General features: G+C 71.8%; 21 protein-coding genes. 10 read left to right on the top strand and 11 right to left on the bottom strand.

Annotated elements, in window-relative coordinates; translation table 11 throughout:
* The first annotated feature begins 55 nt into the window (after window positions 1–55).
* Both VT50_RS22580 and VT50_RS22575 read left to right on the top strand, forming a co-directional pair.
* A complete protein-coding gene (locus VT50_RS22580; protein WP_046090022.1) occupies window positions 56–850 on the top strand; it encodes a glutamate racemase in 795 nt (264 codons plus the stop codon).
* A 146-nt stretch (window positions 851–996) separates the two neighbouring features.
* Window positions 997–1548 (top strand): hypothetical protein, encoded by a 552-nt coding sequence (locus VT50_RS22575; RefSeq protein ID WP_046090021.1) that lies wholly within the window; start codon window positions 997–999, stop codon window positions 1546–1548.
* 59 nt (window positions 1549–1607) lie between these two features.
* On the opposite strand, the gene VT50_RS22570 is transcribed toward VT50_RS22575, so the two are convergent.
* Complete coding sequence (locus tag VT50_RS22570) at window positions 1608–2651, bottom strand: O-antigen ligase family protein (protein WP_476714381.1); 1044 nt, start codon at window positions 2649–2651, stop codon at window positions 1608–1610.
* Window positions 2652–2866: 215 nt separating this feature from the next.
* Here VT50_RS22570 and VT50_RS22565 point away from each other — a divergent pair, with 215 nt between their 5' ends.
* From VT50_RS22565 to VT50_RS22555, 3 genes are all read left to right on the top strand, one after another.
* The gene (locus VT50_RS22565) at window positions 2867–3346 is read left to right on the top strand and encodes an NUDIX hydrolase (protein ID WP_046090019.1); all 480 of its coding nucleotides are present in this window, start codon (window positions 2867–2869) and stop codon (window positions 3344–3346) included.
* Window positions 3347–3401: 55 nt separating this feature from the next.
* A complete protein-coding gene (locus VT50_RS22560) occupies window positions 3402–4208 on the top strand; it encodes a 3-hydroxybutyrate dehydrogenase (RefSeq protein ID WP_046090018.1) in 807 nt (268 codons plus the stop codon).
* Window positions 4209–4531: 323 nt separating this feature from the next.
* Window positions 4532–6571, top strand: coding sequence for a helix-turn-helix domain-containing protein (locus tag VT50_RS22555; RefSeq protein WP_046090017.1), 2040 nt, complete (start codon window positions 4532–4534; stop codon window positions 6569–6571).
* A 101-nt stretch (window positions 6572–6672) separates the two neighbouring features.
* On the opposite strand, the gene VT50_RS22550 is transcribed toward VT50_RS22555, so the two are convergent.
* Window positions 6673–8100 carry an MFS transporter gene (locus VT50_RS22550; RefSeq protein WP_046090016.1) on the bottom strand — a complete coding sequence of 476 codons (1428 nt, stop codon included), beginning with the start codon at window positions 8098–8100 and terminating at the stop codon, window positions 6673–6675.
* A gap of 184 nt (window positions 8101–8284) precedes the next feature.
* Window positions 8285–8965 carry a TetR/AcrR family transcriptional regulator gene (locus tag VT50_RS22545; protein WP_046090015.1) on the bottom strand — a complete coding sequence of 227 codons (681 nt, stop codon included), beginning with the start codon at window positions 8963–8965 and terminating at the stop codon, window positions 8285–8287.
* Window positions 8966–9091: 126 nt separating this feature from the next.
* On the opposite strand from VT50_RS22545, the gene VT50_RS22540 reads away from it, so the two are divergent.
* Window positions 9092–10291, top strand: coding sequence for a cytochrome P450 family protein (locus VT50_RS22540; protein ID WP_046090014.1), 1200 nt, complete (start codon window positions 9092–9094; stop codon window positions 10289–10291).
* Window positions 10292–10494: 203 nt separating this feature from the next.
* Here VT50_RS22540 and VT50_RS22535 read toward each other — a convergent pair whose 3' ends face one another.
* From VT50_RS22535 to dhaK, 7 genes are all read right to left on the bottom strand, one after another.
* Window positions 10495–11856 (bottom strand): cytochrome P450, encoded by a 1362-nt coding sequence (locus VT50_RS22535; RefSeq protein ID WP_046086576.1) that lies wholly within the window; start codon window positions 11854–11856, stop codon window positions 10495–10497.
* 110 nt (window positions 11857–11966) lie between these two features.
* Window positions 11967–13328, bottom strand: coding sequence for a cytochrome P450 (locus tag VT50_RS22530; protein ID WP_046086577.1), 1362 nt, complete (start codon window positions 13326–13328; stop codon window positions 11967–11969).
* A 14-nt stretch (window positions 13329–13342) separates the two neighbouring features.
* Window positions 13343–14263: a terpene synthase family protein gene (locus VT50_RS22525; RefSeq protein ID WP_046086578.1), complete on the bottom strand. Its 921-nt coding sequence runs from the start codon at window positions 14261–14263 to the stop codon at window positions 13343–13345.
* A complete protein-coding gene (locus VT50_RS22520; protein ID WP_046086579.1) occupies window positions 14260–15339 on the bottom strand; it encodes a polyprenyl synthetase family protein in 1080 nt (359 codons plus the stop codon). The genes VT50_RS22525 and VT50_RS22520 overlap by 4 nt, the downstream gene beginning before the upstream one ends.
* A 676-nt stretch (window positions 15340–16015) precedes the next feature.
* Window positions 16016–16426 carry a dihydroxyacetone kinase phosphoryl donor subunit DhaM gene (gene dhaM / locus VT50_RS22515; protein ID WP_046086580.1) on the bottom strand — a complete coding sequence of 137 codons (411 nt, stop codon included), beginning with the start codon at window positions 16424–16426 and terminating at the stop codon, window positions 16016–16018.
* The gene (gene dhaL / locus VT50_RS22510) at window positions 16423–17058 is read right to left on the bottom strand and encodes a dihydroxyacetone kinase subunit DhaL (protein ID WP_046086581.1); all 636 of its coding nucleotides are present in this window, start codon (window positions 17056–17058) and stop codon (window positions 16423–16425) included. Before dhaL ends, dhaM begins: the two co-directional genes overlap by 4 nt.
* A 58-nt stretch (window positions 17059–17116) precedes the next feature.
* Window positions 17117–18109: a dihydroxyacetone kinase subunit DhaK gene (gene dhaK / locus VT50_RS22505; protein WP_046086582.1), complete on the bottom strand. Its 993-nt coding sequence runs from the start codon at window positions 18107–18109 to the stop codon at window positions 17117–17119.
* A gap of 141 nt (window positions 18110–18250) precedes the next feature.
* Here dhaK and VT50_RS22500 point away from each other — a divergent pair, with 141 nt between their 5' ends.
* Together VT50_RS22500 and VT50_RS22495 are read left to right on the top strand one after the other, a co-directional pair.
* Entirely contained in the window at window positions 18251–20359 is a 2109-nt protein-coding gene (locus VT50_RS22500) for a pyridoxamine 5'-phosphate oxidase family protein (RefSeq protein ID WP_046086583.1), read from the top strand.
* A gap of 136 nt (window positions 20360–20495) precedes the next feature.
* Window positions 20496–21674 carry an acyl-CoA dehydrogenase family protein gene (locus VT50_RS22495; RefSeq protein WP_046086584.1) on the top strand — a complete coding sequence of 393 codons (1179 nt, stop codon included), beginning with the start codon at window positions 20496–20498 and terminating at the stop codon, window positions 21672–21674.
* A 56-nt stretch (window positions 21675–21730) separates the two neighbouring features.
* On the opposite strand, the gene VT50_RS22490 is transcribed toward VT50_RS22495, so the two are convergent.
* Window positions 21731–24124 carry an ATP-binding cassette domain-containing protein gene (locus tag VT50_RS22490; RefSeq protein ID WP_046086585.1) on the bottom strand — a complete coding sequence of 798 codons (2394 nt, stop codon included), beginning with the start codon at window positions 24122–24124 and terminating at the stop codon, window positions 21731–21733.
* Window positions 24125–24270: 146 nt separating this feature from the next.
* On the opposite strand from VT50_RS22490, the gene VT50_RS22485 reads away from it, so the two are divergent.
* Window positions 24271–24699, top strand: coding sequence for a helix-turn-helix transcriptional regulator (locus VT50_RS22485; RefSeq protein WP_046086586.1), 429 nt, complete (start codon window positions 24271–24273; stop codon window positions 24697–24699).
* 10 nt (window positions 24700–24709) lie between these two features.
* Window positions 24710–25126 carry a VOC family protein gene (locus VT50_RS22480; RefSeq protein WP_046086596.1) on the top strand — a complete coding sequence of 139 codons (417 nt, stop codon included), beginning with the start codon at window positions 24710–24712 and terminating at the stop codon, window positions 25124–25126.
* The last annotated feature ends 52 nt before the right edge of the window (window positions 25127–25178 follow it).

Here is a 25178-nt window from a genome sequence, read left to right as displayed (position 1 = left end):
CCCGAAGGCGCGCCCGGTCGTCGGGCGCAACCGACCGATCCATTAAAGTGACCGGGTGAAGATCGCGCTGATGGACTCCGGAATCGGGCTGTTGCCCGCCGCCGCCGCGATGCGCCGACTCCGACCGGACGCCGATCTCGTCCTCTCCTCCGACCCCACCACCATGCCGTGGGGACCGCGCACCCCCGAGGGCGTCACCGAGCTGGCCCTGGGCTGCGCCCGGGCCGCCGCCGCGCACCGCCCCGCCGCGCTGATCGTCGCCTGCAACACCGCCTCCGTCCACGCCCTGCCCGCGCTGCGCGCCGAGCTGGAGCCCGCGCTGCCGGTCATCGGCACCGTGCCCGCCATCAAGCCCGCGGCGGCCGGAGGCGGGCCGATCGCGATCTGGGCCACCCCGGCCACCACCGGCAGCCCGTACCAGCGCGGACTGATCCATGACTTCGCGGACGGCGTCGAGGTGACCGAGGTGCCGTGCCCCGGGCTCGCGGACGCGGTGCAGCACGCCGACGACGAGGGGATCGACGCCGCGGTGGCCGCCGCGGCGGCCCGCACCCCGCGCGATGTCACGACCGTCGTCCTGGGCTGCACCCATTACGAACTCGTCGCCGACCGCATCCGGGCCGCCGTACAGCAGCCGGACGCGCCGCCGATCGTCCTCCACGGCTCGGCCGGGGCCGTCGCCGCCCAGGCCCTGCGCCGCATCGGCGCCGACCCGTTCCCGCCGGACGGCCCGGTCACCCCGGGCGCTCTGACCGTCATCCTCGGCGGGCGCGAGGCCGCCCTACCCGAGGTCGCCCTGACCTACGCCGAAGGCGTGCTGCTGGCACCCGTCGCCCCGACGCGCGCCTGACAGGGGCGTTCGACCCGAGCCTGACGGGGGTGCCCGACGCGCGCTTGACAGCGGTGGCTCGTGCGGCGAGCTGACCAAAACGCTCCTCACCAGCGGATTCACCCGCCCCGCTGCCGTGGTGCCGGAAGGTGAGTACGCTGCCAACCATGAGGCACCACGACCACGGAGAGCCCCACGGGCAGCCGCCCGCGGTCTGGACCGGACGCGCCCACAATCGTGTGCAGTGGCTGCTGGCCGCGGCGGGCGCCGCGTGCCTGGCGCTCGGTGTCGACCTCGCCGTCGACTCGCCCTGGGGCTCGGGCATCGCCCCGCTGCTGATGGCCGTCATCGGCTGTGTCGCCGCCGGGCTGCTGATGCTCTTCGGCACCCTCGCCTTCGTCCATGTGGCGGTACGCGTCGACGACGAGGTGCTGGAGATCCGATGCGGCCATATGGGGCTCCCACGCCGCCGCATCCCGCTCAGCGACGTGGTCCACGCCGATGTGGCCCGTAAGGTCACCCCCTGCCAGTGGGGCGGCTGGGGCTACCGCTGGCGCCCCGAGAAGGGCACGGCGGTGGTGGTGCGCCGGGGCGAGGGCGTGGTGGTCCGCCTCGGGGACGGCCGCGTCTTCACGGTCACGGTGGACGACGCGGAGGCGGCGGTCAGGGTCATCCGCTACCGGCTGCGGCTGATCGCGGCCCGCACCTCCCAGGTCTAGCCGACGCCCGTTCCCCTCTTTCGGGGGATGCGTTCCCTTTCGGTGCCTCCGGCGCCCGCTCATGGCGCCGCTCCGGGGCCGTCGTCCAGGCGGCGGGCTGTCGCCAGCCCGGCGAGGAGGCCCGCTCCCGCGGTGATCTGGGCGAAGCTGAGGGCGTTGCCCAGACAGGACTCGACGGCCAGGGCCGTGAGGGTCACGGCAGCCGTAAGGACGACGGGAGTGGCGCGCGGGGAGCGCCACAGGGCGTGGAGCATCCAGCCGAAGGCCGCACCCAGCAGGGCCACCCCCGGCAGCCCCTGACCGGCGGCCTGCTGCAGCGGCGCCGAATGCGGCTTGGCCTCAGGGCCGAGCGGCTGGGCCACCGCGGGGCTCAGCTCGCCGAAGCGGTCCGGGCCGGCACCGCGCAGCGGATCCGTCTCCTCGATACGGGCGGCGTCCTGCCACAGCCGGATCCGGTGCTCGGTGAGGTGGACGCTCAGGGCGGGCGACAGCCCGCCCGGGACCGAGCCCTTGGCCACCGCCCAGGTGCCGCCGACCGCGACCGCCGCGATCAGCGCACACGCGGCGAGCGCGGGCAGCCGCCGCCGTGGCCGGGCGGCGAGGAGCGAGCACACCAGGACGGCGCCGCTCGCCACCGAGCCGACCGCCGAGCCTCCCAGCGCCGCCGTCAGCGTGATCGCCGCGGCCAGCAGCCATAGCGCCGGGCGGAGGATCCACGGGGCGGGCCGGGTCGCGCGGAGGACCCGCGGGGCGGCCCAGGCCGCGCAGCAGACCGCGCCCGTGGCCAGGGTGAGCTGAGCCGCGCCCGGCCCCGCATGGCCGGTGAGGCCGTACGGCGAGGTGCAGGCCAGGCCGAACCCCGCGAGCCCGGCCGCCGCCGCCCCGGCGACCGGCAGCAGCGATCCGGCGATCCGGCCGCAGGCGTACCCGGCGGCCACCGCTAACACCGCCAGCAGGACTCCCTCGGGGCGGGCCGGTCGCCCCATGGCCGCGATCAGCGCCCAGACGGCGCAACCGGCCAGGATCAGAACCCCCGCGATATCGGACGCGCTGGCCCAGCCGTCGGCCGGTCTGCCGTGGTCCCGCACGACAGGCTCCACCACTGATGACGTCATCCCGCCGACCCCCCGTCGTGACGGGCACCGCGTCGACGCCCTTACGGCCGTCGCGCGAGCCATGACACCCGAAATCGTAGCGCTTGTCATAAGGAATGTGTATATGGTGCGCAGAAACGTTGAGTCGGTGGTGAAACGCCCGCCGTGCGGGGCGCCGTACGGCCGCCGCGCACGCCCCCGTCACCGCCCGATACCCTCGGCCCATGGCGACCCCCGACTTCATCCGTGACCTCAGGGCCTCCATCGGTCATGAACTGCTCTATCTGCCCGGCGTGAGCGCCGTGGTCTTCGACGACCAGGACCGGGTGCTGCTGGGCCGCCGGGCCGACAACGGCCGGTGGACCATCATCTGCGGCATCCCCGAACCCGGTGAGCAGCCGGCCACGGCGGTGGTCCGCGAGGTCGAGGAGGAGACCGCGGTGCGCTGCGTCCCCGAACGCATCGTGCTCGTGCGGACCCTGGCGCCGGTCACCTACCCCAACCACGACAAGTGCCAGTTCGTGGACGTCTGCTTCCGCTGCCGCGCGGTCGGTGGCGAGGCGCGGGTGAACGACGACGAGTCGCTGGACGTCGGCTGGTTCCCGCTCGACGCGCTGCCCGAGATGGAGGACTTCTCCCTCTCCCGGATCAAGCAGGCCATCGAGGACGGGCCGACATGGTTCGAGCCCATCGTCGAGGAGTGAGGTATGTGCCGCCCCCACATCGGTCCGGGGCCGACGGCCGCCTAATGTGCCCCTCATGAGCGCGTCCACCACACCGGGCCCGGACCCACGGCCGTCCGGCGGCCTCGATCTCTCCGGCCGTACCGCACTCGTCACGGGCGCAGCCGGGGGCATCGGCCGGGCCTGCACGCTGCGGCTGGCCACCGCCGGGGCGCGGGTGCGGGCCGTCGATCTGGACGCCGACGGCCTCACCGGCCTCGTCGCCGCGGCCTCCGGGCTGCCCGGCCCGGTCGAGGCCCACCCCCTGGACCTCACCGACCTCGACGCCGCCGAGCGGGCCGCCGCGGGCACCGACATCCTGGTCAACAACGCCGGGCTCCAACTCGTCCGGCCCATCGAGGACTTTCCGCCCGAGGTCTTCTCCCGGGTGCTCACCGTGATGCTCGAGGCCCCCTTCCGGCTGGTGCGCGGCGCGCTGCCGCACATGTACGCCCAGGGCTGGGGCCGGATCGTGAACATCTCCTCGGTACACGGCCTGCGCGCCTCCCCGTACAAGTCGGCCTATGTGGCCGCCAAGCACGGTCTGGAAGGACTCTCCAAGGTCGCCGCGCTAGAGGGCGCGGAGCACGGGGTGACGTCCAACTGCGTCAACCCCGGCTATGTGCGCACCCCGCTCGTCGAGCGGCAGATCGCCGACCAGGCCGAGGCTCACCGGATCTCACCGGAGCGGGTGGTCGCCGAGGTGCTGCTGGCCGACGCGGCGGTCAAGCGGCTGGTCGAGCCCGAGGAGGTCGCCGAGGCCATGGCGTACCTCTGCGGTCCGCACGCGTCCTTCATCACCGGGACCTCGCTCAGCATGGACGGCGGATGGACCGCCCACTGAGCGGCCCATCGGATCGGCCACCGGATCGGCCACCGGCCCTTGGTTGCCGATTGGCTCAGCCACGGGACGATGAAGGCGGATTGGCTGAGCCATCGGGGGACAATGGTCGATTGGCTGAGCCATTGGGGGACGGTGGTCGATTGGCTGAGCCACCTCCGGACGGCGGCTCATTGGCTGAGCCATCTCCAGACGGTGGGCGATTGGATCGGCCATCGACGGATAGTGGCTCATTGGCTCAGCCACCGGACCGCCTACTGCCCGGCCGCCCCGCCGACGAGGCACCGGGACGCCTTACGGCTGGCGCCGTCACGACCGGCCGGAGTATGCCTGTGTTCATGCCCGACGACCGGCCGGAGAACCCCTACCTGGAACTGCTCGCACGAGGCGCGCCCGCCGAGGCGTACGAGCGCCCGATGCTGCGCGCCCGCGCCGACAAGGCCCCGGCCGACCGGCTGGCGGCCCTGGAGCGCGCCAAGCTGCTCGCCCTGCGGGTGCGCGGTGAGCTGGAGGGGCGAAGGCGCCGTGAGGCCGAGCTGTCCGCGCTCTTCGAGACCGCCCACGACCTGGCGGGTCTGCGCGACCTGGACGCGGTGCTCCAGGCCATCGTGCAGCGCGCCCGCTCCCTGCTGGGCACCGAGGTGGCCTATCTGACGCTCAACGACCCGACCGCCGGTGACACCTATATGAGGGTCACAGACGGTTCGGTCTCGGCCCGCTTCCAGCAGCTGCGGCTCGGCATGGGGGAGGGGCTTGGCGGTCTGGTGGCCCAGACCGCCCGCCCTTACGTGACCGAGAGCTACTTCCACGACCCCCGGTTCCAGCACACCCATGCCATCGACGCGGCCGTCAGGGACGAGGGTCTCGTCGCCATCCTCGGGGTACCGCTGCTGCTCGGCAGCGGTGTCATCGGCGTGCTGTTCGCGGCCGACCGCCGGGCCAGGGTGTTCGAACGCGAGCAGATCGCGCTGGTCAGCTCGTTCGCCGCCCACGCGGCCGTGGCCATCGACACCGCCCATCTGCTCGCCGAGACCCGTACGGCGCTCGCCGAGCTGGAGGCCGCCAACGAGATCATCCGGGACCGCAGCCGGGTCATCGAGCGTGCCTCCGACGTCCACGACCGGCTCACCGAGCTGGTGCTGCGCGGTGGCGGGGTCCAGGACGTGGCCAACGCCGTGGCCGAGGTGCTCAGCGGCTCCGTGGAGTTCCTCGAGGCCGACGAGGCGCCCGCGGGGGCCGTCGACCGCTCCCGGGCCGACGGCCACGCGGTGCGCGACGGCGAGGAGGACTGGGTCGCCGCGGTCTCAGCGGGCGGCGAACTGCTCGGCGCGCTCGTACTGCGCGGCCACCCCCGGCTCGACCCCGTGGACCAGCGCACCCTGGAGCGCGCCGCGATGGTCACCTCGCTGCTCCAGCTCGCCCGCCGCTCCGCGGGCGAGGCCGAACAGCGGGTGCGCGGCGAGCTCCTGGACGACCTCCTCGACGCCCCCGACCGCGAGCCCCGGCTGCTGCGCGAGCGCGCCGCGCGGCTCCAGGCGGACCTGGACACGCCCCATGTGGTGCTCGCGGCGGGCATCGAGGCCCCGGGCCCCGGCACACCCGCCACCGGCCCCGCCACCGCGAACGGCGCCACGCACGGCGGCGGTCCCGGAAGCACGTCCTGCACCTCCAGCACCTCCAGGACGTCCAGCACGGGCGGCGCGCCCGCCGAGGACGCCGCGGGCCGTCGGCGGCTGTGGTCCGCCGCATCCCATCTGGCGGCCACCCGGCACGGTCTGGCCGTCGCCCGCGACGGCGGCACCGTCTTGCTGCTGCCCCTCGCCGACGGCGACACCGCCGACGCCCTCGCCCGCCGCACCGCCCGGCAGCTGGGCACCGCCGCGCACGCCGCGGTCACCGTGGGCGCCTCCGCGCCCATTCCCGCGCCCGCCGCGCGGCCCGGGGAGGTCGCCGCGGGCTACGCCGAGGCGCGGCGCTGTGTCGCCGCCCTGCGGGTGCTGGGCCGGGCCGGACAGGGCGCCGCCGCGGAGGACTTCGGCTTCCTCGGCCTGCTGCTGGCCGGGACCCGCGAGGGCGCCCCGGACGGCACCGGCGTCCAGGACTTCGTGCACCGCACCGTGGGCGCGGTCATCGACTACGACGAGCGGCGCGGCACCGAACTGATCCGCACGCTCGACGCGTACTTCGCCGGTGGAATGAGCCCGGCCCGTACGAAGGACGCCCTCCACGTGCACGTCAACACGGTGGCGCAGCGGCTGGAGCGGATCGGACGGCTGCTCGGCCCCGACTGGCAGTCGCCCGCCCGCTCCCTGGAGATCCAGCTCGCCCTGCGGCTGCACCGCCTGACCTCGGCCGTGGATGGCTGAGCCACTGAGCCACTGAGCCTAGGCAGTGGATGGACCATTGAGCCATCGAGCCCCGGCCATGGCCTACCGCCATGGGCTACTGCCATGGGCTACCGCCATGGTTACCGAGGCGAGGCCGAACGGGCGGTGCGTTTCGCCGATTCCGTCGCCGCCCCGGGGGAGCGGGCCGAGGTCGGTCCTACGGCGGCCAGATCGCGGTCCCGGGTCTCCTTGGCGGCGCCCACGGCCACCAGGGTGAGCAGGGCCGCCGCGATCACATAGAGGGCGATCGGCGTGGCGCTGTCGTAGTCGGCCAGCAGTGCGGTGGCGATCAGCGGAGCGGGCGCACCGGCCGCGACGGACGAGAACTGCGCGCCGATCGACGCCCCCGAATACCGCATCCGGGTCGCGAACATCTCGGAGAAGAAGGCCGCCTGGGGCGCGTACATCGCCCCGTGGAAGACCAGCCCGACCGTCACGGCGAGCAGCAGGGCCGCGAAGTCCTCGGTGTCGATGAGGAGGAAGAACGGGAAGGCCCACGCGCCCACGCCCACCGCGCCCAGGAGGTACACCGGGCGGCGTCCGATCCGGTCCGACAGCGCGCCCCATGCCGGGATCACCGCGAAGTGGACGGCCGAGGCGATCAGTACGGCGTTGAGCGCGGTCTGCTTGCCGAGGCCCACATGGTCGGAGGTCGCGTAGACGAGGACGAAGGCGGTGATGACGTAGTAGCTGATGTTCTCGGCCATCCGCGCGCCCATGGCGATCAGCACATCCCGCCAGTGGTCGCGCAGGACCGCCACCAGCGGCATCTTCTCGGCGGTGTCCTCGGCCCCGCCCGCGGCCGCCTTACGGGCCTCGGCCCGGGCCAGCGCGGCTTTGAAGACCGGCGATTCATCGACAGAGAGACGAATCCACAAGCCGACCAGCACCAGCACCCCGGAGAGCAGGAACGGCACCCGCCACCCCCATGACTCGAAGGCGTCGTCGGAGAGCGTGGCCGTCAGCGCGGAGAGCACCCCGGTCGCCAGCAGTTGCCCCGCGGGGGCGCCGGTCTGTGGCCAGGACGCCCAGAACCCGCGCCGCCGCGCGTCCCCGTGCTCCGAGACCAGCAGTACCGCCCCGCCCCATTCGCCGCCCAGCGCGAACCCCTGGAGCAGACGCAGCGCGGTGAGCAGGATGGGCGCCGCGGAGCCGACCGTGGCGTGGGTGGGCAGCAGCCCGATGGCGCACGTCGCGCCGCCCATCATCAGCAGACTCAGGATCAGCAGCTTCTTACGGCCGAGCCGGTCGCCGTAGTGGCCGAAGACCAGGGCGCCGACCGGCCGGGCGGCGAAGCCGACCGCGTAGGTCAGGAACGACAGCAGCGTGCCGACGAGCGGGTCGGAGTCCGGGAAGAAGAGCTTGTTGAAGACGAGCGCGGCGGCCGAGCCGTAGAGGAAGAAGTCGTACCACTCGATGGTGGTGCCGATGAGGCTCGCGGCGACGATACGGCGCAGCGACCCGGGCGGGGTCGGGGGAGCGGAGGCCGGAGAATCCGGGGTGGGCATGGGTCACCACTTCCGAGCGGGGTGCGGGGACGGCTTTGTGTTGCCACACCGTAGAAATGCGCGGTTCGGCTCGGATATGTAGGCGGGCGACATACTTCACCCGGCCACTGTGGTGACCCGCCCCGCCCGCCACTGTGGTGACACGCTCTGCCACGGCGGTGACACGCGCCCGCCGCGGAGCCCCCTAGTCGGCGCGTCCCGTGCGCGGGCGCCGTGGCTTGCCGAGCTGGAGCATGGCGGCGTTGAGCTGATCCTGGGTGAGCGAGGGGGCCGGGAGCGGACGGGATCCCTCGGGGCGCAGCCCGTCGAGCAGCAGGGCCAGATAACGGCGCCAGGCCAGCGGCGCGGCCATGGACGAGGCGGGGACCGCGCGGCCGAGCGCGGCCAGCATGAACTGCAGGTCCTCCGCGGTGACGTCCGTACGGACCTCGCCCTGTGTCTGGGCGCGGCCCAGGAGGACGTCGAGAGTCTTGTGGTTCTCCTTACGGAGCGCATCGAGCGAGGGGACGCCCTGGATGCCGGTGGTCATCAGGTCGTTGGTGCCCCGGTCGGCGGCGAGCAGCCCGAATATGCGCTCCAGGTAGGCTGTGAGCCCGGCCCAGGCGTCGGTCGCGGAGCGGGCCTCCTCGGCGGCCCGCAGGATGTCCCGAAGGGAATCGCCGAACACCGCCTCGATGAGTTCCGCCCGGCCGGCGAACCGCCGGTAGAGGGTGGCACTGCCGACTCCGGCCCGACGGGCGATGTCGTCGAGCGGGGCGTCCACACCCTGATCCGTGTAGATCTCCCGGGCGGCAGCTATCAGCATCTCGCGGTTGCGCCGTGCGTCGCGGCGCAACGGTGTCTCTTTCTCCACTCGGCTGCCCATGGCCCGCAACCCTAACACTAACCGGGGGAATCTCTCCGGTTAGGTGTTAAGATCATCCCTAGAGCGGGGAACGAACCCCAGTTCTGGCTTCGGGGGAAGAAGTCGCCAATCGACTGAGGGGATCGCATGCCCCAGGATCTGTCCGTGCTCGGCGCGGATTTCGTCGTCAACCCATATCCGGTCTACGCACGTCTGCGGGAGGGCGGCCCGGTCCACCGGGTGCGCACCGACGCCTCCGGTGAGTTCTGGCTCGTCGTCGGCCACGAGGAGGCCCGCGCCGCGCTGACCGACCCCCGGCTGAGCAATGACGTCCGTCACTCGGCCGCGTGGCAGGACGATGGCGGCAATGCCATCGGGCGGAACATGGTGCAGACCGACCCGCCGCATCACACCCGGCTGCGCGGGCTGGTGGCCCGCGCCTTCACTCCGGCCCGGATCGAGGCCCTGCGCCCCCGCATCCAGCAGATCGCGGATGAACTCCTGGACGCGATGGCCCCGCTGGGCCGGGCCGATCTCGTCGAGGACTACGCGCTGCCGCTGCCCCTGGCCGTCATCTGCGAGCTGCTTGGCGTGCCGGAGACCGATCGCAAGGCGTTCCACGACTGGTACCTCGAGAGCACCGACATGACCCGCCCGGAGGCCGCCGGTGCCGCCGTCCAGGCTCTGACGGGCTACTTCGCGGAGCTCATCGACGCCAAGCGCCGCAGCCCCGGCGGCGATCTGCTCAGCGCCCTGGTCCGCACCATGGACGGGGGCGGGGACGGGGACGCGCTCTCCGACGAGGAGATGCTCGGCATGACGTTCGTGCTGCTGGTCGCGGGCTACGAGACCTCCGCGAACCTGATCTCCAGCGGCACCCTCGCGCTGCTCCGCCACCCCGAGCAGCTGGCCGCGCTGCGCGCCGACTGGTCGCTGCTGGACGGCGCGATCGAGGAGATGCTGCGTTACGACGGCCCGGTGGAGAGCGCCGCGTTCCGCTTCACCAAGGAGCCGGTGGGGATCGGGGGCACGACCATTCCGGCCGGGGAGCCGGTGGCGGTCGTGCTGGCCGCGGGGTCGCGCGACCCCCGGCGCTTCGCCGAGCCGGACCGCTTCGACATCCGGCGCGCCCCGCGCGGCCACCTCGCCTTCGGACACGGCGTCCACCACTGCCTGGGCGCCCCGCTGGCCCGGCTCGAGGGGGCCATCGCCTTCCGGACGCTGCTGGAGCGCTGCCCCGATCTGGTCCTGGACGCCGACCCGGACGAGCTCAGCTGGCGGCCCAGCCTGATGCTGCGCGGGCTGCACCGACTGCCGATACGTTTCACCTCGGCTCCGGACGCCTGAGCCCCCGGCCGCGGCGAGACCCGCCGCGGCCGGAAGCACTCGACGGACCGCCCTGGAACGCCGGGCAGAACGGACCGCTCCAGACGGCCAGGCGCGACGGACCGCCCTGGAACGCCAGGCCGAACGGGCTGCCCCGGACGGCCGCACCCGGCGGGCCGCGGTGGCCATCCACCGCGGTCCGCCGAGCCGGTACGACACGGTGTTCAGCGTGGTTCCGGGATCATCCGCAGCGGACCGGCCGTGAGGCTCATCTGCGCCCTCGGCCGGATCTTCGTCCCCGGCATCGGGCGCATCCGCCAGCGGCCCGCGATCGCGGCCAGGGCGAGCGTCGCCTCCGTCATGCCGAAGACATCGCCGATGCACTTCCGGCTGCCACCGCCGAACGGCAGATATGAACCGCGCGCCACCTCCTTGGCCCGCTCCGGCAGCCAGCGGTCGGGGTCGAAGGACTCCGGGCGGGGGAAGAGCGACGGATCGCGGTGCAGCACATACGGGCTGATCAGCACGTCCGACGCCGGGGGCAGCCGCCGCCCGCCGAGCTCGGTGGTCTCGGTGGTGGTCCGGGTGTACAGCCACGCGGGTGGGAAGAGCCGCAGTGCCTCGCTGAACACCCGCTGGGTGTACGCGAGCCGGGGGATGTCGGCGTAGCGCGGGGCGCGCCCACCCAGCACCCCGTCCACCTCGGCGTGCAGCGCGGCCTCGGCCTTGGGGTTACGGCCGAGCAGGAACCAGGCCCAGGTCAGCGCGGAGGCCGTGGTCTCGATCCCGGCCAGCAGCAGCGTCATCACCTGGTCGTGGATCTCCTGGTCCGACATCGTGCCGCCGGTCTCGTCGTCCTGCGCCGCGAAGAGCGCGGACAGCACATCGCCGCGGTCGCCGTCGTCCGATCCCTTGTAGTCGTCGATCATGCGGTCGATGAGCTGGTTGAGCCGGGTGAGCGCGTCGTCGAAGCGCCGGTTCGCCGCGAGCGGCAGCCTGGCCAGCAGTCCGGTGGGGTCGATCGCCTGCCGGTAGGCGCCCTCCACGACGATGGGCAGACAGTGCTGGATCTCGGCCACGGCATGCGGCGCCATATCGGTCGAGAAGAGCGCACGGGCCGTCACCCGCGCGGTGAGCGCGAGCATCTCATGGCTGACGTCGATGGGGCGGCGCGCCGTCCACGCCGTGGACTCGGCCTCGCACTCCCGCTCCATCACCTCGGCGTACGTGGCGATCCGGGCGGTGTGGAACGCGGGCTGGACCAGTCGGCGCTGCCGCCGGTGGTCCGCCCAGTCGGAGGTGATCAGTCCGTTGCCCAGGATGGGCTTGGCCTTCTCCTTGACCGGCCCGCCGGTGTCATAGACCCGCGCGTTCACCAGCACCTGCTGGATCAGCTCCGGATGACAGGGCAGATAGACGGGCCGGGGCCCCAGCCGGAGCTCGACCAGATCGCCGTGGGCGGGCAGGGAGGCCAGGAACTGAAGCGGCTTGCGGCCCATGTGCAGGGCATGGCCGGCCAGCGGAAGTCCGCCGGGGGCGACGGCGTGCCGCCAGTGGCGCGTCGCCGGTTGCTGCGCGGTCCTCATGCGGAAGACGTCCTTCACTCGCGAGGTGGGGTACGGAAGGTGTGGGGCGCCCGGCCCGGGGCCCCGGACCGGACGTCGTCAGGCCCGGGCGGATCCCGGACCGGACGTCGTCAGCGCGGCTCGCACACCATGGGCAGCGGGCCGGGTTCGAGCGTCGCCTTCGGCTCGGGGCGCAACGCCGTCCCGGGCACCGGGCGGAGCCGCCACCGGCTCGCGATCGTCGCCACGATGAGGGCGGTCTCGGTCAGCGCCAGGACGTCCCCGATGCACTTGTGGCTGCCCGCGCCGAACGGGAGCAGCGCCCCGCGCTCCACCTCCTTGGCGCGGTCGCCGAGCCAGCGCTCGGGGTCGAACCGCTCGGGGTCGGAGAAGAGTTCGGGATTGTGGTGCAGCGCCTGGGCGCTGTAGAGGATCATCGTGCCCGCCGGGACGGTCCGGCCGCCGAGTTCGGTCTCGTCCGCGGTGACCCGCATCGCCATCCAGGACGGCGGATACAGCCGCAGCGACTCGGTGATGACCCCGCGGGTGTACTCCAGGGACGGCAGGTCATCGAAGCTGGGGTCGCGCCCCTCCAGGACCTCGTCGATCTCGGCGTGCACCCGCTTCTCCACCTCCGGGTGGGCGCCCAGGAGGTGGAAGACGAAGGCGAGGGTCGAGGCGGTGGTCTCGCTCCCGGCCACCAGGAAGGTGACCACCTGGTCGAGGACCTCGCCGTCGTCGAGTCCCTTCCCGGTCTCCGGGTGTTCGGCGCGCAGCAGCGTGGAGAGCAGATCGCCGTGGTCGGCGCCGGAGTTCCGGCGCTCGCGGATCATCTCGTCCACGATCTGCCGCAGCCGGGCATTGGCCCGGTCATAGCGCCGGTTGCCCGGGGTGGGGAGCTTTTCCATGATCCCCAGAGGTGCCATCGTGCGCTTGTAGATGCCGTCGGAGACGATGCGCAGACAGTGGCGCGCCTCCTCGATCGTCGCCTCGTCGATCCCGGTGGAGAACAGCGTCCGCGCGGCCACCCGCATCAGCAGGGCGTGCATGGTGTCGCTGATGTCCAGGGTGCGCCCCGGCTCCCAGGAGCCGATCGCGGCGCGGGTGTCATCGGCGACCGCGGCGGTGTAGGCGGCGATCCTCGGGGTGTGGAACGCGGGCTGGATCATCCGCCGCTGATAGCGGTGGTCCTCGCCCCGGGAGACCGAGAGGCTGTTCCCGAGCAGCTGCCGCGCCTTGTCGAAGACCCCGCCCTTGTCGAACACCCGGGGGTTGAGCAGCACTTGACGGACCAGGTCGGGGTGGCAGGCCAGATAGGCGCGGCTGGGCCCCAGCCTGACCTCCACCAGATCACCGTGGGCGGGCAGGGAAGCCAAGAACTGGAGCGGACGGCGCCAGAGCGCGAGGGTGTGCCCCAGCAGCGGCACCGAGCCGGGTGCCGTGCCGGTGGTCCAGGAGCGCTCCGGCCGTGCGGAGCTCTTCGCGGGAGTCACAGGTCGCCGTTCCCTCACTGGATGCGGGAGTTGACGTCGTTGACGGCTGTCTTGTACCGCTTGTTGCTGGTGGTCCAGACGAAGTTGCCGTAGATCAGATCGAGGAAGACGTCCTGCGTCAGCTGGTCGAACGCCTTGATGCACTCGATGTCCTCGACCATGTCGTCGAGCCGGGCCTGGAAGAACTCCTTGAACGCCGTCTCATCGCTCACATCGCAGAGCCGGAAACAGTTGGTGATCTGGCCCAGGGAGACCTCGCGGTCATAGGAGTAGAAGTCGTTGACGATGGTGAGTCCGCGGGTGGTCATCCGCGCGGCCAGGCTCGTCTTGGCGTGTTCGGTGAACTCCGGATGCCGGTAGATCGGATACGACATCTTCATCCAGAAGTCGACCCCGATGTCGGTGACCCGGAAACGGAAATACTGCTCCGGCGATGTGGTGCACAGCGCCGCCTTGATGGGCGAGTCGCGGAACATATGGTCGCTGGTGACGAAGGCGCGTGCCGCCTCGTACGCGACCTCCGCGTCCTCGGGGCTGTAGTACTTCTCGCAGATCTTGCGCAGCTGGGGCAGGAAGAGTCCGAAGTCGTGGAGTGCGGGATCCATGTCGTCCCACACGAACGTCACGCAGTTCAGGACGCAGACGGCCTTGAACGCCTCCATGTCCTTGATATGGCGGGGGCTCTGGGACCACAGCACCACCCCCACATAGGAGATCCAGCGCTCATCGGAAACCGATTTGCCGAGCGGGGCCACCGCCGTGTTGCAGTCGTCGATGACCTCGCGCAGTTCGGCCTCGGTCAATTCGACCTTGGTGGGCCGGGTGACGACATAACGGTCGAACATCTCCTGGAAGCGGCCGGTGCACTCCTCCAGGTACCGGCGGACGCTGTTCCGGCCGGTGTCATGGGCCCCGGTCGCGGAAAGTCCGGTCATGAGTTCCTCACAGTGGCCAGGCGGGCGATCTGCTTCAGTGCGTTGACCGCGTCCGCGGTGAATGGGGCGTCGTCCAGGGCCCGCAGGGCCTGTGTCCGGCGGTCGTCGATCATCTGCTCCACGGCCTCGCGGGCGGTGGTGGCGGCGAAGATCTCCTGAATGGTCGCGGCGTCCCGCTCGTCCAGCAGCGGATTGCCGATGAGGCTGCGCAGCCGCGCCGCCTGGGCGCTGTCGGCGCCGCGCAGCGCGAGCGCGATCAGGGTGGTGTTCTTCCCGGCCCGGAGATCGTCCAGCTGGGACTTGCCGGTCGACTCCGGATCGCCGTACACGCCCAGCAGATCGTCGCGGAGCTGGAACGCCTCGCCGAGCGGCAGGGCGTAGGCGGTGAACGCCTCCATGGCCTCCCGGTCGGCGCCCGCGATGGCGGCTCCGACGTGCAGCGGACGCTCGATGGTGTACTTGGCGGTCTTGTACCGGTTGACCGTGAGGGTGGCCTCGACGTCGTCCGTCAGCTCCCCGGTGGCCTGCAGATCGAGGTACTGGCCCAGCATCACCTCGGTGCGCATCTCCGACAGCAGCGGCAGCACGGCGTCGAACTGAACGGGCGTCAGACCGGCTGCGTGCAGGAGCTCATCGGACCAGGTGAGGGCGAGGTCGCCGAGCAGCACCGCCCCGCTGACCCCGAACCGCTCGATCTGATCCGGTCGGCGGTCGGTGGCGCACAGGGACGCCAGGATGCGGTGGATGGTCGGCCGGCCGCGGCGGGTGTCGCTGTCGTCCATGACGTCGTCGTGGATCAGCGCGAAGGCGTGGAACATCTCCAGGCAGGCGGCCACCCGGAATACCGGCTCGGTGTCCTCGCCGCCGCCGACGGCCTGCCACCCGGTGACACACAGCAGTGGCCGTATGCGCTTTCCGCCGGACAGGAAATCCCTCAGCAGTCCGGAGAGATACGGCAGATGGTGTTGCGGAGTGGTGCGGGCCTTGGCCGCCAGGAAATCCTCGAGTACGACGTCCACCGACTTGCGGACGGTATCCGCGTCCAAGCTGCCGGGACTGAGCGTGGGTGTGGTCATGCGACTGACTCCTCCACGTCGAAATGTCGAAATCCGTTAGTTAAGGAGAAGAAGACAGGCACGCGGAAACCCTTGCTTTGTCAGGGAAAAGATGGTTGCCGCCCGTGCTCTGTACGGCGCCGTGAAGGCAGGCGTGTGATACGACGGTCGCCCGCCCGGTGGTCGGTATCTCGAACGCCCGCGACGGGCGCGCAGATCAGGCGCCCAGGGAATCGTGCGGTCGGCGCGGGTGGGTCATTTCCGCGCATGGAATCCGGGCCGGGCCGCAAAGGGGCCCCAGCCGGTGCGGCGGCCGCGTCGGCATCATCGCTTCGATGGATGCCGGGTGCGCGCGGGCACGCTCAATTAGGCCCATTTTATTCCCCCATGAGTACCGCCGGTCCCCCCACTCGGACACGAGCAGTCTAGACGCAAGATCGACGGATTCGGAAGCCCGTTCTGGTATCGCGCCTATCACTTGACCACGGAGGCGGGCGGGATGCTGGCACCGCGCCCGGAGCGGTCCGAAACCGGGCAACTCGCCCCGTACGCGCCGAGTATCAGTGGAATAAGCGGTGGCGCAAAATGGACCCGGAGAGTTCGTTGAAAAATGAACGGGGCCCGGATCGAACAGGATCCAAGGGGAACGGGGCTCCGCCGTCACCGGCGGAGCCCCGTTCGATAGCGCGCGGCGGTATCAGACCTTGCGGTAGTCGTACGCCTCAGAGGCCGCCTGGAGCACCGCCCCCACATCCGCCCCCGTGGAGGCCGTGACGAGCGCCGCGACCGCGCCCTCCACGAGCGGCGCGTCCACCAGCCGGGTGCCGTCCGGCAGTTCGTCGCCCTCGGCCAGCAGCGCCTTGACGGCCAGGACCGCGCTGCCCAGGTCCACCAGGACCGCCACTCCGGCGCCCCGGTCGACCGCCTGGGCCGCCTCCGCTATCAGCTCCGGGCTGGTGCCGAAGCCGCCGTCCGGGGTGCCGCCCGCGGCGCGGACCGGCGCCGTGCCGCCGCCGGACAGCGCCTTCGCCAGCTCGGCGACGGAGTCGGCCACCGCCGCGCTGTGCGACACCAGGACTATGCCGACCTTCCCGCTCTCGTCGGTCATCGGGCCGCCTCCGTCAGCGCGCCGATGATCAGCGCCGAGGAGGTGGCGCCCGGGTCCTGGTGGCCGACGCTGCGCTCACCCAGATAGCTGGCCCTGCCCTTGCGGGCCAGCATCGGCACGGTGGCCAGCGCCCCCTTCTCGGCGGCCTCGCTGGCGGCCGCGAACGACCCGGCGTCCCCGCCCAGCGCCTCCACGGCGGGGAGCAGCGCGTCCAGCATCGTCTTGTCGCCGGGTGCGGCGCCGCCCAGCTGCGCCACCGCGTCCACCCCGGCCCGCAGCGCGTCCGCCAACTGCTGCGGGGTGATCTGCTCGGCGTCGCCGAGCGCCTTCCCCGCGCGCCGCAGCAGCGTCCCGTACAGCGGTCCTGAGGCCCCGCCCACCTTGGAGATCAGCTGACGCCCGGCAAGGATGAGCGTGGCCCCGGGCGAGCCCGGCGGCTCCTTCTCCAGCGCCTCGGCCACGGCGGCGAAGCCGCGCTGCATATTGGTGCCGTGATCGGCGTCGCCGATCGCGGAGTCCAGGTCGGTGAGACGGGCCGCCTCACGGCTCACGGCCGCGGCCGCGGCCGTGAGCCATCGGAGGAAGAAAGGGGTGTCGAGCACATCGTCGACGGCGGGTTCACTGCTGGACACAGACGCCTCCTCGGGGTGTAGCCAACGGCGACAGCGTACGTATCGGGGCCGGCCGGCCTCAGGCGCCCCAGCGCAGCCCGGCGGTCCGCACGGGTGCGTCCCACAGCCGCAGGAGGTCCTCGTCGACCTGGCACAGCGTGATCGAGGCGCCCGCCATGTCGAGTGATGTGACGTAGTTGCCGACGAGCGTACGCGCGACCGTCACCCGGCGCTCGCCGAGCGCCCGGTGCACCTCGGCGGCGAAGCCGTACAGCTCCAGCTGCGGGGTCGCCCCCATGCCGTTCACGAGCAGCAGCACCGGGCTGTCCGGGCGCAGGTCCTCGACCACCACCTCCACCGCGTAGTCGGCGATCTCGCGGGAGGTCATCATGGCCCGCCGCTCACGCCCCGGCTCGCCGTGGATGCCCACGCCCAACTCCAGCTCCCCGGCGGGCAGCTCGAAGGTGGGGCCGCCCTTGGCCGGGGTGGAACAGGCGCTGAGCGCTACGCCGAAGCTCCGCGAGAGCTCGTTCACCCGCCGGGCGACCGACTCCACCCGCTCCAGCGGCGCGCCCTCGTCGGCCGCCGCGCCCGCGAGCTTCTCCACGAACAGGGTGGCGCCGGTGCCGCGCCGGCCCGCCGTGTAGAGGCTGTCGGTGACCGCCACGTCATCGTTGACCAGGACCTTGGCGATCTGGACGCCCTCGTCCTCGGCGAGCTCGGCGGCCATGTCGAAGTTGAGCACGTCGCCCGTGTAGTTCTTGACGATGAACAGCACGCCCTGGCCGCTGTCCACCGCCGCCGCGGCGCGCACCATCTGATCCGGTACGGGGGAGGTGAACACCTCGCCGGGGCAGGCGGCGTCGAGCATGCCGGGGCCCACGAAGCCGCCGTGCAGCGGTTCGTGCCCCGAGCCGCCGCCGGAGACCAGACCCACCTTGCCCTCGACCGGCGCGTCCCGCCGGACGATCACCCGGTTGTCGACGTCCACGGTCAGTTCGGGGTGACAGGCGGCCAGTCCGCGCAGCGCGTCGGCGACCACGGTCTCGGGGACGTTGATGAGCATTTTCATGGATGTGTCCGTCCTCCGCCGGATGGGGGTGTGCACCGCTGCAACAGCGTACGGATCCGCCGCGCCCATGGCACCCCTTGGACACTGAGCCGAATGGCCTAATAGGACGAAAAAGGTACATAGTCATCATATGGTGCGCGCATGGAGAATACTGCCGCACCGGCGGCCGCCGTCTTGCCCCCGCGCCCCCGGTCCCGCCCGCCGCGGCGGTACCGCCGTCCGGCCCCCTGGCTCGGCCTGGTCGCCATCGGATACGCCGTGGTCCAACTCGCCATGGTGATTCCGCACACCGGCCACGCGCTGGGCTGGGACGAGTCCGTGTATGTCTCCCAGGTCGATCCGCGCACCCCGCCCGCGTACTTCAGCGCACCCCGCTCGCGCGGCGTCAGTCTCCTGGTCGCGCCCCTGGTGTCCGCCACCGACTCCATTCCGGCGCTGCGGATCGTGCTGATGCTGCTGTCCGCGGGCGCGCTCTACGGCGCCTTCCGGGTCTGGACCCGGCTGCTGCCCGCACCCCAGGTGGCCCTGGCCGCGCTGCTGTTCTCCGGGCTGTGGATCACCCAGATCAGCGGACCCGCGGTGATGCCGAACCTCTGGGTGGCGCTCGGCGCCGTGGCCGCCGTCGGCTGGTTCCTCCGGGTGCCGGACGAACCGAACGCCCGCTGGTGGCTGGCCGCCGTCCTCGCGGGCGTCACCCTGGTGCGCACCCCCGACGGGGGATGGCTCACCCTGCCGCTGCTGATCGGCGCGATCGGGGTGCGCCCCTGGCGGCCCGCCGTGCTTCCGCTGCTCTGCGGGCCGCTGCTCGGCGCCGCCCAGTGGATCGGCGAGGCGTACGACCGCTTCGGCGGCATCGGGGGGCGGCTGAACGTCTCCAGCGACGTCGAGGGCGGCATGGGCCTCCACTTCAGCGTCGGCGCCGCGCTGCGCAGCCTCAACGGACCCCAGCTGTGCCGCCCCTGCGAGGTGCCGCTGCGCCACCCCGAGCTGGCCGTGTGGTGGCTGGCGCTGCCCGTGCTGACCCTCCTCGCCGTGCACACCGCCCTGCGCGATCGCCAGGAGCTGCGCCGGGTGCGGGTCGGGCTCGGCCGTCCGGCCCTCCGGCTCCCGGCCGTGCCGCTGACCCTGCTGCCCATCGTCTGCGCGGCCGCCCTCGCCGTGCCCTATCTGCTGCTCATCGGCTACTCCGCACCCCGTTTCCTGATGCCCTCCTACGCGCTGCTGGCGCTGCCGATCGCCGGTCTTGTGTTCCGCGCCGTACGGGCCGCGCGCTCACCGCAGCACCTGGCGGTCGCCCTCGGGGTGATCATCACGCTCCACCTGGCGAGCCAGTTCGTCATCCTCCACCACACCGCCAAGCAGTCCGACGCCACCACCGGCCGCTATCGCACCGCCGCGCAGGGGCTGCAGCGGCTGGGACTGCGGGCGCCCTGCCTGGTGACCGGCGACCGCGCCCTGCCCGTCGCGTACCACGCGGGCTGCTCCTCGGCCCAGACCAGCGGGAACAACCGGTCCACCACCCTGCCCTCGCTGCTGCGCCGCGCCGCTCGTGAACCGACCGCGCTGCTGCTGCGCCGCGGCCAGGCCCGCCCCCCGGCCTACGCCCGCACCTGGGTCGCCTATCCGCTGCCGGGCACCGAGTGGAACGCGTATCTGCCTCCGGACCAGGCACGGGAGTCGGAAGCCAGGAAATCCCGACAGCAGACGTCCGGAAACGGTCCGAGCATGGGGGCCATGACGATGACCTACCCGACCACCAGCTGGGCCGGATTCGCGGCGGCCGAGCCCGCCCTCGCCGACTACGCCCAGAACCGCTTCGGGCGCTACCGCCACCATGTGCTGGCCACCCTGCGCGAGGACGGCTCCCCGCGGGTGACCCCGCTCGAAGTGAACTTCCTCTCCGGCGAGTTGTGGCTGGGCATGATGCCGGAGTCGCGCAAGGCGCTGGACCTGCGCCGCGACCCCCGGTTCTCGGTGCAGGCCAACCCCGGCACGGACGAGGACCCGGCCGGGGGCGACCTCCGGGTGAGCGGCCGGGCGGTCGAGGTGACCGACCCCGGGACCGTGGCCCGCTTCGCCGAGGAGTTCCGGCCGCCCGAGCCCTTCCACCTCTTCCGCGCCGAGCTCACCGAGGTCGTGCACACCGCCCTGGAGGACGGGCGGTTGGTGCTGCGCACCTGGCACCCGGGCCAGCCGGTACGGGCCCTGCGGCCGCGGGGCGACGACCCCCAGCCCCGGGCGGACAGCTGAGACCCGGGCCGTGGACCGGGCCGACCGGCCCGGTCCACGGCCCTTCCCTATTGCTGAAACACGTTCTACCGTGCCCCTCGATCCCAGGACGCTCCCAGCCCGCCGTCATGGCGCACGCGAGACTCCAGGAGGGGCCGTGGACCTTGAATACACCCCTGATCAGCGGCGGTTACGCGATGAGCTGCGCGCGTACTTCGCCGAGCTGGTCCCCGATGACGCCTATGCGCGCTACGCCGACTCCGCCGGGCAGAAGCGGTTCTACCGCGAGACCATCCGCCGGCTCGGCACCGACGGCTGGCTGGGGGTGGGCTGGCCCGAGGAGTACGGCGGGCGCGGGCTCGGCCCGGTCGAGCAGTTCATCTTCTTCGACGAGGCTGCCCAGGCCGGGGTGCCGCTGCCGCTGATGGCGCTCAACACGGTCGGGCCCACCATCATGCGGTTCGGCACCGAGGAGCAGAAGGCGTACTTCCTGCCCAGGGTCCTCTCCGGCGAGATCGACTTCGCGATCGGCTACAGCGAGCCCGACGCCGGTACGGACCTCGCCTCCCTCAAGACCCGCGCGGTGCGCGACGGCGACGACTATCTCGTCAGTGGCCAGAAGACCTGGACCACCAACGGCGACACCGCCGACTGGGTGTGGCTCGCGGTCCGCACCGACCCCGACGCCAAGCCCCACAAGGGCATCAGCATCCTGCTGGTGCCGACCGACCACCCGGGCTACTCCGCCACCGTCATCAAGACCCTCGCCTCCCACGACACCACCGCCAGCTACTACGAGGACATCCGCGTCCCGGCCACCCGCCGCGTCGGCGCCGAGAACGAGGGCTGGCGGATGATCACCACCCAGCTCAACTACGAGCGGGTCACCCTCGCCGCCCACGGCACCATGGCCATCCGCGCACTGCGCGGCGTCCGCCAGTGGGCCGCCGACACCAAGCTCCCCGACGGCCGCCGGGTGATCGACCTGGGCTGGGTACGCGCCCGGCTGGCCCGTACCCACGCCCGGCTGGACGCCATGAAGCTGCTCAACTGGCAGATGGTGGAGGCCCTTGAGCGGGAGGCCCTGACCCCGCAGGACGCCTCCGCCGTCAAGGTGTACGGCTCCGAGGCGCGCCGCGATGCCTACGCCTGGCTGATGGAGATCGTCGGCGCCGCCGGTCCGCTCAAGGAGGGCTCGGCGGGCGAGGTCCTCCACGGCGAGCTGGAGCGCGGCTACCGCAGCAGCGTCGTCTTCACCTTCGGCGGCGGCAACAACGAGGTCCAGCGGGAGATCATCTCCTGGATCGGGCTGGGGATGCCACGGGTGCGCCGCTGAGCCGCCGCCCGGCGGCGCTTCCCGCGGGGGCGACGGTGCCGGTGAGACCGCCCGGGTCAGCCGCCGACGTACGCCGCCAGATGCTCACCGGTGAGGGTGGACCGGGCGGCCACGAGGTCGGCCGGGGTGCCCTCGAAGACCACGCGGCCACCGTCGTGGCCGGCGCCGGGGCCGAGGTCGACGATCCAGTCGGCGTGCGCCATGACGGCCTGGTGGTGCTCGATGACGATGACCGACTTGCCGGAGTCCACGAGTCGGTCCAGCAGCCCCAGCAGCTGCTCGACATCGGCGAGGTGCAGCCCGGTGGTCGGCTCGTCCAGGACGTAGACCCCGCCCTTGTCGGCCATGTGGACGGCCAGCTTGAGCCGCTGCCGCTCGCCACCGGACAGCGTGGTGAGCGGCTGGCCGAGGGTGAGGTAGCCGAGCCCGACGTCCGCCATCCGCTGGAGGATCCTGTGGGCCGCCGGGGTGTGCGCCCCGCCACTGCCGAAGAACTCCTCGGCCTCGGTCACCGGCATCGCCAGCACCTCGCTGATGTCACGGCCGCCGAGGCGGTACTCCAGCACCGAGGCGCTGAACCGCTTGCCCTCGCAGTCCTCGCAGGGGGTGGCCACGCTCTGCATGATCGCCAGATCAGTGTAGATGACACCGGCGCCGTTGCAGGTGGGGCAGGCGCCCTCGGAGTTGGCGCTGAACAGGGCCGGTTTGACGCCGTTGGCCTTCGCGAACGCCTTGCGGACCGGGTCAAGCAGCCCGGTGTACGTGGCCGGGTTGCTCCGGCGCGAGCCGCGGATCGGGGTCTGGTCCACCGAGACCACGCCCTCCGGGGCCGGGACGGAGCCATGGACGAGCGAGCTCTTGCCCGAGCCCGCGACGCCGGTGACGACGCAGAGCACCCCGAGCGGGATGTCGACGTCGACGTCCCGCAGATTGTTCGCGGACGCGCCCCGGATCTCCAGTCGCCCGGTGGCCTTGCGGACCGTCTCCTTGAGCCTGGCCCGGTCATCGAGATGGCGGCCGGTGACGCCGCCGCTCGCCCGCAGCCCCTCGACGGTGCCCTCGAAGCACACGGTGCCGCCCGCCGTCCCGGCACCGGGGCCGAGGTCCACGACATGGTCGGCGATGGCGATCGTCTCCGGCTTGTGCTCCACCACGAGCACCGTGTTGCCCTTGTCCCGCAGCCGCAGCAGCAGGTCGTTCATCCGCTGGATGTCGTGTGGGTGCAGACCGATCGTGGGCTCGTCGAAGACGTAGGTGACATCGGTGAGCGAGGAGCCGAGGTGGCGGATCATCTTGATGCGCTGCGCCTCGCCGCCGGAGAGCGTGCCCGAGGCCCGGTCGAGTGAGAGATAGCCGAGGCCGATCTCCACGAACGAGTCCAGGGTGTGCTGGAGCTTGGTGAGCAGCGGCGCCACGGAGGGCTCCTCCAGCGCGCGCACCCACTCCGCCAGGTCCCTGATCTCCCTCGCACACGCGTCGGCGATGCTGACCTTGCCGATCGTGGAGGAGCGGGCCAGCTCACTGAGCCGGGTGCCGTCGCACTCGGGGCACTCGGCGAAGGTGACCGCCCGGTCCACGAAGGCCCGGATATGCGGCTGCATCGACTCCCGGTCCTTGGACAGGAAGGTCTTCTGGAGCTTCGGGATCAGCCCCTCGTAGGTGAGGTTGACCCCGTTGATCTTCACCTTGGTCGGCTCGCGGTAGAGGAAGTCGTGCCGCTCCCTCTTGGTGTACTCGCGGATCGGCTTGCCCTTGTCGAAGAAGCCCGACTCGGAGATGACCCGCACCACCCAGCCGTCCCCGGTGTAGGTGGGAATGCTGAACGGGTCCTCGGAGAGCGACTTGGAGTCGTCGTACAGCTCGGTCAGGTCGATGTCGGAGACCGCGCCCCGGCCCTCGCAGTGGGTGCACATGCCACCGGTGCGGCTGAAGCTCACCTTCTCGGTCTTCGTCTTCTCGGCGCCCCGGTCGACCGTGAAGCCACCGGACGCCGAGACCGAGGCCACATTGAAGGAGTACGCGGCGGGCGGGCCGATGTGCGGTGTGCCGAGGCGGCTGAAGAGGATGCGCAGCATCGCGCTGGCGTCGGTGGCGGTGCCCACGGTGGACCGGGGGTCGGAGCCCATCCGCTGCTGGTCCACGGTGATGGCGGTGGTCAGCCCGTCGAGCACATCGACCTCGGGGCGCGCCAGGTTCGGCATAAAGCCCTGGAGGAAGGCGCTGTACGTCTCGTTGATCAGCCGCTGTGACTCCGCGGCGATGGTGTCGAACACCAGCGAGCTCTTGCCCGAGCCCGAGACGCCGGTGAACACCGTCAGCCGGCGCTTCGGGATCTCGATGCTGACGTCCTTGAGGTTGTTCTCGCGCGCGCCGTGCACCCGGATCAGATCGTGGCTGTCGGCGGCGTGGGGTCCGGGCGACCGCGGGTCCGTGTCCGTGGCCCTGCTCATGGTGTCTCCATCTGTCTGGTGCGTACCATCTTGCCCGCACAGCCGCGGTCGCTGCCGCAGACGTTAGCCACGCCCCCGTGACCGGGGCTTCTTCATTCCTGACCGGTTTCCTTTTCGACCGTTCTGCGCTGTGGGAAACTGGGCCGGTGAAACGGCAGGACCTCGATGACCTCGTCCGGCTGCGGCGGGCCCGCGACCGGATGGACCGGGACTACGCCGAGCCGCTTGACGTCCCGGCGCTGGCGCGCGGTGCCCTGATGTCGCCGGGCCATTTCTCCCGCAGCTTCCGTGCCGCCTTCGGGGAGACCCCGTACAGCTATCTGATGACCCGCCGCATCGAGCGGGCCAAGGCGCTGCTGCGGCGCGGCGACCTTACGGTGACCGAGGTCTGCATGGCGGTGGGCTGTACCTCGCTGGGGTCGTTCAGCTCGCGCTTCACACAGCTGGTCGGCGAGAGCCCGAGCGGCTACCGGGCCCGCGGCCATGACCACGGCGCCGCCATCCCGGCGTGCATGGCCAAGATCCACACCCGTCCGGTCAGAAACGGAGAAGCGGGCCCCGCCGCCCGGCCGTAGCGTGAGCGGCATGGACATCACCCTTTCCACCTGCTTCATCGCCGTTGACGACCACGACAAGGCGATCCCCTTCTACCGTGATGTGCTCGGCCTCGAGGTGCGCAATGACGTCGGGTTCGAGGGCATGCGCTGGGTGACGGTCGGATCGCCCGCGCAGCCGGACGTGAGCATCGTCCTGGAGCCGCCGCTCGCCGACCCGAACGCCTCACCGGACGACAGACAGACCATGGCGGAGCTGTTGGCCAAGGGCCTGCTGCGCGGCGTCCTCTTCGCCACGGACGACTGCGACGCCACTTTCGAGCGCATCAGCGCCGCGGGCGGCGAAGTGCTTCAGGAGCCCATGGACCAGCCCTACGGCGTCCGCGACTGCGCCTTCCGCGACCCCTCCGGCAATCTGCTGCGCTTCACCCAGCCGCTCAAGAAGTGAGCCCCGGGCGGCCCGGCCCCGGGCCAGTCGTCGCGGGGCAGGTGGGACTTTC

Origin of the sequence: Streptomyces antioxidans (assembly GCF_000968685.2) — a bacterium.
GTDB classification, from domain to species: domain Bacteria; phylum Actinomycetota; class Actinomycetes; order Streptomycetales; family Streptomycetaceae; genus Streptomyces; species Streptomyces antioxidans.
This window is presented reverse-complemented; position numbering and strand designations above follow the sequence as displayed.